Source organism: Ruegeria sp. YKSF57 (assembly GCF_059612585.1).
Map to the genome: position 1 here is coordinate 24,296 of NZ_JBXWQW010000047.1, position 6,943 is coordinate 31,238.

Annotated in this window: 6 protein-coding genes; 1 reads left to right on the top strand and 5 read right to left on the bottom strand. The window is 57.1% G+C overall.

The genetic code is table 11. The features are described 5' to 3' along the window. Positions 1-51 precede the first annotated feature (51 nt). Positions 52-1,011, bottom strand: a complete 960-nt coding sequence (locus tag AC2FLX_RS17690; protein WP_480749229.1) for an ABC transporter substrate-binding protein — start codon at positions 1,009-1,011, stop codon at positions 52-54. A 32-nt stretch (positions 1,012-1,043) separates the two neighbouring features. Then, positions 1,044-2,057, bottom strand: a complete 1,014-nt coding sequence (gene cuyA / locus AC2FLX_RS17695; protein ID WP_480749337.1) for a D-cysteate sulfo-lyase — start codon at positions 2,055-2,057, stop codon at positions 1,044-1,046. Between the two features lie 194 nt (positions 2,058-2,251). On the opposite strand from cuyA, the gene AC2FLX_RS17700 reads away from it, so the two are divergent. Next, positions 2,252-3,154, top strand: coding sequence for a LysR family transcriptional regulator (locus tag AC2FLX_RS17700; RefSeq protein WP_496875486.1), 903 nt, complete (start codon positions 2,252-2,254; stop codon positions 3,152-3,154). 295 nt (positions 3,155-3,449) lie between these two features. Here AC2FLX_RS17700 and AC2FLX_RS17705 read toward each other — a convergent pair whose 3' ends face one another. From AC2FLX_RS17705 to AC2FLX_RS17715, 3 genes are all read right to left on the bottom strand, one after another. After that, positions 3,450-4,355 carry a LysR substrate-binding domain-containing protein gene (locus AC2FLX_RS17705; protein WP_496811013.1) on the bottom strand — a complete coding sequence of 302 codons (906 nt, stop codon included), beginning with the start codon at positions 4,353-4,355 and terminating at the stop codon, positions 3,450-3,452. A gap of 70 nt (positions 4,356-4,425) precedes the next feature. Then, positions 4,426-5,769, bottom strand: coding sequence for an MmgE/PrpD family protein (locus AC2FLX_RS17710; protein ID WP_496811014.1), 1,344 nt, complete (start codon positions 5,767-5,769; stop codon positions 4,426-4,428). Continuing rightward, a partial coding sequence (locus AC2FLX_RS17715) for a pyridoxal phosphate-dependent aminotransferase (protein ID WP_496875487.1) occupies positions 5,769-6,943 on the bottom strand: 1,175 nt, incomplete at its 5' end. The genes AC2FLX_RS17715 and AC2FLX_RS17710, both read right to left, overlap by 1 nt.

The window sequence follows — 6,943 nt, forward strand, 5'->3', positions numbered from 1 at the left end:
CTTCAAGTGGGGCGGCACCGCTAGGTGCTGCCCGTTGTTTTTTGGCCTGGCTCAGAGACCCAGCATCGAATCTACGCGCTCGGAATTGGCGTTAACCCATTCGGCCGCAACTTCCTCAGCATCCCGCCCATTGGCACTGATCTCGAAGGCCAGCGAGCTCACGTCATCGGCGGTCAGGGAGAAGTTCGCGAAGAACTCCGCAATCGCCGGCGAGCGATCTGCAAGCGAGTTGGACCAGGCGATCTGCACTTCCTTCAGGGCGTCCTTGCTGGCAACCATCGACTTGTTGTACCAATCAGGATCGTCGGAGGGCTGCACCATAACGTATTTTTCGGGGTCATAAGTCGGTTCGGTCAGCATCACCACGTCGAACATGTACCAGACAGCATGCGGCTCGTAACAGTAGAAGGCATATCCTTCGTTTTTGGCTATACTGTCCTTGATGCGCGCGGTCTTTACAGCTTCCTCGGCGCGGATCGGATCGATGAAATCCAACAGGCCATAGTCGCGCACCTTTACCTCGTTCACATTGGCCGAGGCCCAGCCGGGTGCACCGATCCACATTTCACCCTTACCATTGCCATCGCTGTCCATCGCAGCCGCCACATCGGGGCGTCCAAGATCCGCGATGTCGGTGATATTCATCTCTGCGGCAAAGTCTTTGGAGACACAGAAACCCTGGTTGCCCTGGTAGGGGTTCGATGACAACGTCACGGTGCCGGCACCATCAACGTATTGCTTGGTGAACGCTTCCTGATTTGGCAGCCATACATCAGGGTGAACGTCGATGTCACCCTTACCCTGATCCATCGCTTGAAAAATCGTGGCATTGTTGCCCGGCACATACTCCACTGTGCCGCCAATGCGGGTGGTCACGATCTCACCCAAGACATGAGCAATAGCCTGTGCTCCGGTCCATGTGGGAACACCGATCTTAACCTCTTCAGCGGCGAGTGGTGCGCCGAGAGCTGAAACCAAAGCCGCGCTGATCAAGTATTTTTTTAGTGTCATTTGATATCTCCTTGTTGGTTTTTTGTATATTTTCAGGCCACGTAGCCAGGAAGTTCGAAAGTTTCGGGATAGCCAAACAGGGCTGCACTTCCGCCGGTGTGCAGAAAGACGACATTGTCCATGCCGTCGAAATAGCCTTTGCGGGTTTGGTCGATGAGACCATCCAACCCTTTACCGGAATAGACCGGGTCGAACAGAAGCCCTTCGGTGCGGGCCAACAGCTTGAGCGCGTCAATCATCCCTTTGGTCGGAAGACCATATCCTGCACCGACGTAGTCGCAGTTTGCGCGCACATTTTCGCGCGCAATGGGCGTACCCGTCTCCATATACTCGACAGTACGTACGGCCAGATCATGGACCATGCCTTCCTGTTTGTCTTGCGGGGCCCGCACGCCGATGCCCAAAAGGTGAATGTCACTTTCTAGGGCGGCAAGACCGGCGACTAATCCGGCTTGTGTGCCCGAGCTGCCGGTCGCATGTACCAGCGCATCAATTTTCAACCCGGCATTGGCGGCCTGTTCGCATAACTCGCGCGCGCAGTTCACGTAGCCCAATGCCCCGATCGGGTTCGATCCACCGCCCGGGATGATGTAAGGGTTTTTGCCTTCTGACTTCATCTGCGCAGCGCAGGCTTCCATCTCGGCGTTCATGTCTGCGCCACCGGGACGCTTGGAGACACTGGCACCATGCAATCGATCCAACAGGACGTTTCCATTCAGAATATAGTTCGGGTCATTGGAACCCGTACGATCCTCAAGCAGGATATGGCACGCAAGGCCAAGTTTTGCGGCCGCCGCTGCTGTCTGACGCGCGTGATTAGATTGCGTCGCCCCTTGCGTGATGATTGTATCTGCGCCTTTCTGGACTGCGTCAGCCATCAGAAATTCCAGCTTACGGGTCTTGTTCCCACCCGACGAGAGGCCAGTGCAATCATCCCGTTTGACCCAAAACCGAGGACCACCCAAAGCTTCGCTCAGGCGATCCATCGGCTCCAACGGCGTAGGAAGATGACCAAGCGATACCCGGGGAAATTTCGCCAGCGTCAGCGATAATTCCTTGCACAAGCTCAAAACCATCTCCGGCGCGACCATCTTGTCACCGCCGGTCATCTGAATTGTCTCCGCCACCACACTCTCCCTGCTTTTGCCTACAGCCAAACACTTTCAAAAGAAAAAGAAGAAAAACAGTGCATATTTCGCAGGCTGCTCATACATTTTGTTTGGGTACTCGGGAGGTGCGGATGAATATGCTGTGGTTTGATGATGTTCTGGCCCTTCTGGAAGAGCGGAACATGACGCGGGCCGCGGCCCGCAGAAACATCACACAACCAGCGTTCTCAAGGCGTATTCGCAGTTTTGAGGAGTGGCTGGGGATTGAAGTTCTCGATCGCAAATCGAACCGGGTCGAGATCAGTCCAGCACTGGCCTCTAACGAGGCCGAAATCCGCTCTTTGATCGCAAGGCTAAATGACCTGCGCACAAAAATTGCGCAACATGACCCCACCGTTTCGATTGTGACGATCGCCGCGACACACGCATCGGTCGTCTCCACCTTCCCTGATATGGCATTGCGTGCACGTGCCACGTTCAAGGGGCTCCGTTTTCGCCTCAGGACTGCCAATCTGAACGATTGCGTCACTCTGTTCCTGCGCGGCGATACCAACATGCTGCTATGCTATGAGGCGCGAAACGTCGCCCCAATGCCGTTCGGAGCAGGCATACGTCGCGGCACTTGGGGTCACGACTACCTCGTTCCGGTCATCGGTGGCGGATTGCGGTATGCAGTGCGCGGAAACGGCGACGTGCCTTTGGATACGCCAGCGATCGTCTATCCCGAAAACAGCTATTTCGGCGAAGCATTGAACAAAAGCAAACTCCCGTTCGGAACCGCCGATTTCAGCAAAAACCCCGTTTGCCAGACAGCCTTTTCAAGTGGGGCAAAGGAAATGATCCTGAACGGTCTCGGTGTTGGTTGGTTGCCGTTCAGCATGGTGCACAAGGAAATTGAAAGCGGCGAGCTGATCTCCCTACGCAATCAATTGGGTCAGGAAAAGCTCGACGTGGTGGTCTATGCCCATCACCAGACCAAGATAGCGAAAATGTTGCTTGATTTCTGGACAAACAGGCCGTTTTCAAAGTCTTGAGCCGATAAGACGCCAATCAGCGCCAAAGACCATAGCCATCTGTCGGCACCAAATATTGACTGCTGAAAGCTGTGCGAAATTGCCGCGCTTCTCGCGGCATCCTATCCCACAGTCGTCCGGATTTCGTAAATATTCAGTGATCGCTTTGGGCTCTCGCCCGGCTTTCGCCGCACGCTAAACGAATGGCTGCTGTCGGGAAACGGGCCAAACTTTGCAAAGTTGGCTTTCCATGCATAACAGCCGCACTGGCCTGCCCATGCTGCACAAACACTGCGGGATGTCCAGAATAGGACAGTTAGCTAAGCTGAAATTCCCTGGCACAAATACGCAATAGCCATTTGCGGAACTGCGTTACGACGCGTGCACCATCGGCTCGGTATGAGGTCAGAAGATAATACGCGTTGCCTGTTGGCAGGTTCAATTCCAGTGGCGCGACCAGATTTCCTTTGCGCCGACCTTCTTCGCCAAAAGGTCGGCGATCCATGGCCCAACCCAACCCGCTTTGTGCGGCCTGCAACGCATTCGAGCGATTGTCCATTTCGGCAATCGGTTTCCACGCAGTTTCAGTCAGACCCGCTGCGGAAAACCAGAGGCCCCATTCGTTTACATGATGCCGGCTTCGGATCAACGGTTCGGACAGCAACTCTTCGGGCGATGGAACTGATCCTCGCGCCGACAGGTAATCAGGCGAACAAACTGGTTGTATCACCTCGTCAAACAGTTTGATACAACGGGCCTCCTGCGGCGGTTTGTCTGCATAAACAATGGCCATGTCGATATCGCTGCCACTCAGTGTGATTTCCTCGGGCATCGTGATGATATTGATCTTCACGTTGGGGGCAGCTTCGCGCAGGTTCGGCAGCTTTGGGATCAACCACATATTCGCCAGTGACTGGTACATATGGACCGAAACAGACTGGTCGCTTTTTTTGTCCGTGTATTTCGCAAAAGCCGCATCAAGCGTGTCCAGCGCCTGACGTATCGGTTCGTACAAGGCCTTGCCTTCTGCCGTCAGTTCAGCCGCCTGGTTGGTTCCGCGTTCCAGCAAGGTCGCGCCAACAAATGCCTCCAGAGATTTTATCTGATGGCTAATCGCAGAACCGGTGATATTGAGTTCCTGAGCGGCTTCTACATTGCGCCCTAGCCGGACAACGGCCTCGAAGGCGCGGATCGCGGCAAAGGGCGGAATCTTGCGTGACATCTGACTACCTGAACTTGCGGGGACAAACGGACCCTAAGGTAAATTTTCAGCGGCTCCCAGCGCTTTCAGCTCAGAGTTTCGTGGTACACAAGGCCAATAGGCGTTTCAGTTCAGGCGCTGATAGATGATCAAACTGCGCTGACAGATCATGGATTTCGGTGGCCCGTTCCTTGCCCAAAACCGGATCAGCCAGCAGATGGAATTTCTCGGTGATCTGACTGTCGCTCAGCGGATTATCTGCATCACCGCGCGGGGTGCGGGGATTGTCTTCGATCCGGCGACCGTCGTTGAGTACAATCGTTACCTGCGCCCAACGCTTTTCGATGCTAATGCGGGTCATTTCCGCGTCGTCGATAAGTTGGGTTGCCCGACTGATGCGCAGGATATCCGGGTCGCGCAGGGCCCCATCGGTCAATTCCGGCACGCCAACCTGACCACGCACGATCATTGCAGCCACAGGAAAGGCGATGGCATAGGCGAATTCATCCTGATTTTGCGGCTCATGCCCGGCCAGACGGGTGGCATAGTGGAAGGTGCGGATTTCGACGCTTTCCACCTGCTCATGGGTAAACCCATGCTCGGCCATCATGTCATGCACGGCATCCAGCGAGGGATGCGCCCAGCGGCAACAAGGGTAGGCTTTGTAGTGGGTATGATCGATCAAGCGCCAACCCTGTCCCAGATCGGACCAGAATTCAGCCCCGTCCTTGCCTTCGCAGGTTAGCGCGGGTGCGCCTGTGAACCCTTCCATCGCCAGATAGGCCGCTGTTACGCCCGAAGGTGCACCCCAGCCGACCCCGTCGCGCAGCATGGTCGGGTGGTCAATACAGCGCATCATCTGGCTGCGAGGCCCATGATATTCGCCGATGCCAGCCGCGTGGCGGATCTGTTCCGCGCTGCCACCCAGCAGTTTCGCCCCGGCGCCGGCCACGCCGACGGCGGTCCAGGCCCCCGAGGTATGATAGTCGGCGCAGGTGGCGTGCTGCACCAGACCCGCGCGGTATGAGATTTCATAGGCAGCAGCGAGGATTTCAGCAAAGCGCTTGCCGTCAATATCCTGATTGCTGGCCTGCGCCATGGCGATCAATGCCGGAAAGATCGCGGAACCCGCATGGCCCTTGCAGGGGGTCGTCCCGTCATGTGCGTCGATGCTGTCTATGGTAAAGGCCCCAGCCATGGCAGCCCCGACGGGGCTGACCGACCGACCATCCATCAGCATGCGCGCCCCACCGGCACTGCCCGCACCAAAAATCAACGGTGCGGTGCGCCGGGCAATCCCTGACAATTCGGTCGTGGCCCCCACGGCGGCGACGCCCATTGTGTCGGTGAATGAGCGGCGCAAGGTCCACAGCGCCGCTTCAGGCAGATCGTCATAGCTCAGCTCGGCGGCGAATTGATCGAATCTGGGGGGCATCAGCTCAGCCTCTCGATGGCGGTTTTCATTCGGTTGACCCCTTCGACGATATTGTCTTCCGAGGTTGCGATCGACATACGGAAAAACGGATCGCAGGAGAACCCCGGACCGGGCACGACAACTGCCCCATGATCCATCAGATAGGCTGCCAGATCGGTTGAGTTGTTCAGCTTCGCGCCATCCGGTGTCGCGAGACCTAAAAGCGCTCCGCAATCGGGCATCAGATAGAACGCACCGCCTGGTTTCTGTGTGGTCAAACCTTCAATCTGGGCCAGCCCGGCCAGGGCCACATCCCGGCGGTGCTGATAGGTGGCGCACCAGTCTTTCAGGAAATCCTGCGGCCCTGTCAGCGCGGCCACGGTAGCGGCCTGAGAGACCGAGCATGGCCCGCCATTGGTCTGACTGAACAGGCTGCGAATACCGCCTGTCCACCAATCCGGCCCGCCCGCATAGCCGATGCGCCAGCCGGTCATGGCATAGGATTTCGACACACCGTTAACGGTAAGGATACGATCTTGCAGATCGGGCACAGTGGCCGCCAGCGTCGCAAACTCAGCCCCGTCAAAGATAATATGTTCATAAAGGTCATCAGAGATCACATTGACATGGGCGTGCCTGCGCAGAACCTGTGCCAGCGCCTCCAGCTCGACCGCCGAATAAACCGCGCCAGTCGGGTTCGATGGCGAACAGAGCATCAGCAACCGGGTACGGGGCGTGATTGCACCCTCCAGCGCCTCGGGCGTCAGCTTGAATGCCGTCGCAGCCGTATCGACCAGCACAGGAGCACCGCCCACCGCCTGCACCATCCCCAGATGCGAAGCCCAGAGTGGCACCGGCAAGATCATCTCATCCCCTGCGTTTAACACCGCCTGAATGGCCGAGGCCAAAAGGGGTTTCGCGCCCGAGCAGACGATGATTTCCGAAGTGGTGAATGCCAGCCCGTTGTCGCGCTGGAATTTCTCGATCACAGCCGCTTTGACCGCACCGGTGCCATCGGTGGGGGTATAGCGTGTCTCGCCCGCGCGGATGGCCGCAACCCCGGCCTCGCAGATATGGACGGGGGTGTCGAAATCTGGCTCGCCCACAGAAAAATCGATCAGATCGGCCCCGGCTTGCCGCAGCTCATAGGCTTTGTTGAAAACGCCAATAATGGGCGATGGGGGAAGGGCATCGA

Bases quoted from the DNA above. Each gene is read 5' to 3' on its own strand.
- AC2FLX_RS17690 (WP_480749229.1), bottom strand. From the start codon at position 1,011: ATGACACTAAAAAAATACTTGATCAGCGCGGCTTTGGTTTCAGCTCTC.
- AC2FLX_RS17700 (WP_496875486.1), top strand. From the start codon at position 2,252: ATGAATATGCTGTGGTTTGATGATGTTCTGGCCCTTCTGGAAGAGCGG.
- AC2FLX_RS17705 (WP_496811013.1), bottom strand. From the start codon at position 4,355: ATGTCACGCAAGATTCCGCCCTTTGCCGCGATCCGCGCCTTCGAGGCC.
- AC2FLX_RS17710 (WP_496811014.1), bottom strand. From the start codon at position 5,769: ATGCCCCCCAGATTCGATCAATTCGCCGCCGAGCTGAGCTATGACGAT.